2 rRNA genes are annotated in these 3,062 nt (G+C 49.1%); both read right to left on the reverse strand.

The features are described from left to right. Window positions 1-2: 2 nt before the first annotated feature. A 5S ribosomal RNA gene (gene rrf, locus QMA12_RS21880) occupies window positions 3-117 on the reverse strand. A gap of 167 nt (window positions 118-284) precedes the next feature. Then, window positions 285-3,062: ribosomal RNA gene (locus QMA12_RS21885) — 23S ribosomal RNA — on the reverse strand; the annotation flags it as partial.

The following is a 3,062-nucleotide window of genomic DNA, read 5'->3' on the forward strand; positions in this document are numbered from 1 at the left end:
GAGCCTGGCGATGACCTACTTTCACATAACAAATGCTACACTATCATCGGCGCTGTTTCGTTTCACTACTGAGTTCGGCATGGGATCAGGTGGGTCCAAAACGCTATTGTCACCAAGCAAATTTGGTATTAATTCGCTCTTCGAGCCAATTAATTAAAATTTGAAAATACTGATAATTGTTTTCTTATGGCTGAAAGCTTATCGCTTACAGCTGTGTAAAATCTACTTTAGTCTATTAACTTCTTCGCTTGTTTCACTATCACATAAAACGCGTTTGGCGTTGTATGGTTAAGCCTCACGGGTAATTAGTACAAGTTAGCTTAACATATCACTATGCTTCCACATCTTGCCTATCAACGTTGTAGTCTTCAACGGCCCTTCAGAGACTTTAAAAGTCTAGTGAGAACTCATCTCGAGGCCTGCTTCGCGCTTAGATGCTTTCAGCGCTTATCAGTTCCGAACGTAGCTACCGGGCAATGCCATTGGCATGACAACCCGAACACCAGCGGTTCGTTCACTCCGGTCCTCTCGTACTAGGAGCAACCCCTCTCAATTCTCAAACGCCCACGGCAGATAGGGACCGAACTGTCTCACGACGTTCTAAACCCAGCTCGCGTACCACTTTAAATGGCGAACAGCCATACCCTTGGGACCGACTTCAGCCCCAGGATGTGATGAGCCGACATCGAGGTGCCAAACACCGCCGTCGATATGAACTCTTGGGCGGTATCAGCCTGTTATCCCCGGAGTACCTTTTATCCGTTGAGCGATGGCCCTTCCATTCAGAACCACCGGATCACTATGACCTACTTTCGTACCTGCTCGACGTGTCTGTCTCGCAGTTAAGCTGGCTTCTACCATTACACTAACCGTACGATGTCCGACCGTACTTAGCCAACCTTCGTGCTCCTCCGTTACTCTTTGGGAGGAGACCGCCCCAGTCAAACTACCCACCAGGCACTGTCCGTAACCCCGATTCAGGGGCCAACGTTAGAACATCAAAACTACAAGGGTGGTATTTCAAGGACGACTCCAACAAAACTAGCGTCTCATCTTCTAAGTCTCCCACCTATCCTACACATGTAGGTTCAATGTTCAGTGCCAAGCTGTAGTAAAGGTTCACGGGGTCTTTCCGTCTAGCCGCGGGTACACAGCATCTTCACTGCGATTTCAATTTCACTGAGTCTCGGGTGGAGACAGCGTGGCCATGGTTACACCATTCGTGCAGGTCGGAACTTACCCGACAAGGAATTTCGCTACCTTAGGACCGTTATAGTTACGGCCGCCGTTTACCGGGGCTTCGATCAAGAGCTTCGTCCGAAAACTAACCCCATCAATTAACCTTCCGGCACCGGGCAGGTGTCACACCGTATACGTCATCTTGCGATTTTGCACAGTGCTGTGTTTTTAATAAACAGTCCCAGCCACCTGGTCACTGCGGCTCCCGTCCGCTTAGAGAGTAAATCTCATCACAGATAGGAGCGTACCTTCTCCCGAAGTTACGGTACGATTTTGCCTAGTTCCTTCACCCGAGTTCTCTCAAGCGCCTTAGTATTCTCTACCTGACCACCTGTGTCGGTTTGGGGTACGATTCGGTATAATCTGAAGCTTAGAGGCTTTTCCTGGAAGTATGGCATCAGCAACTTCACACCCTTAGGTGCTCGTCTCGTGTCTCAGTCTTAAGAGTCCGGATTTTCCTAAACTCTCAACCTACTCACTTTCACATGGACAACCATCGCCATGCTTGCTTAGCCTGCTCCGTCCCCCCATCGCAATTATACCAAGTACGGAAATATTAATCCGTTTCCCATCGACTACGCCTTTCGGCCTCGCCTTAGGGGTCGACTTACCCTACCCTGATTAACATGGGATAGGAACCCTTGGTCTTCCGGCGTGCGGGTTTTTCACCCGCATTATCGTTACTCATGTCAGCATTCGCACTTCTGATACGTCCAGCATGCCTCCCGGCACACCTTCAACCGCTTACAGAACGCTCCCCTACCACTCAAAATAAATTTTGAATCCGCAGCTTCGGTGCATAGTTTAGCCCCGTTACATCTTCCGCGCAGACCGACTCGACCAGTGAGCTATTACGCTTTCTTTAAAGGATGGCTGCTTCTAAGCCAACCTCCTGGCTGTCTGGGCCTTTCCACATCGTTTCCCACTTAACTATGACTTTGGGACCTTAGCTGGCGGTCTGGGTTGTTTCCCTCTTCACGACGGACGTTAGCACCCGCCGTGTGTCTCCCGGATAGTACTTTACGGTATTCGGAGTTTGCAAAGGGTTGGTAAGTCGGGATGACCCCCTAGCCTTAACAGTGCTCTACCCCCGTAAGTATTCGTCCGAGGCTCTACCTAAATAGATTTCGGGGAGAACCAGCTATCTCCCGGTTTGATTAGCCTTTCACTCCAAGCCACAAGTCATCCCCTAACTTTTCAACGTTAGTGGGTTCGGTCCTCCAGTTGATGTTACTCAACCTTCAACCTGCTCATGGCTAGATCACCGGGTTTCGGGTCTATACCTTGCAACTATTCGCCCAGTTAAGACTCGGTTTCCCTACGGCTACCCTATTCGGTTAACCTCGCTACAAAATATAAGTCGCTGACCCATTATACAAAAGGTACGCAGTCACAGAACAAGTCTGCTCCTACTGCTTGTACGTACACGGTTTCAGGTTCTATTTCACTCCCCTCACAGGGGTTCTTTTCGCCTTTCCCTCACGGTACTGGTTCACTATCGGTCAGTTGGGAGTATTTAGCCTTAGATGATGGTCCACCTATATTCAGTCAAAGTTTCACGTGCTCCGACCTACTCGATTTCACTTAAAATGCATTTTCATGTACGGGACTATCACCCTGTATCGTGGCACTTTCCAGAGCCTTCCATTAACACATAATAAGCTTAAGGGCTGTTCCGGTTTCGCTCGCCGCTACTTCCGGAATCTCGGTTGATTTCTTTTCCTACGGGTACTTAGATGTTTCAGTTCTCCGCGTTCGCCTCGTTAACCTATGTATTCAGTTAACGATACCTGCAAGCAGGTGGGTTTCCCCATTCGGAAATC

Origin of the sequence: Pseudoalteromonas sp. APC 3893 (assembly GCF_030408095.1) — a bacterium.
Lineage (GTDB): Bacteria > Pseudomonadota > Gammaproteobacteria > Enterobacterales > Alteromonadaceae > Pseudoalteromonas.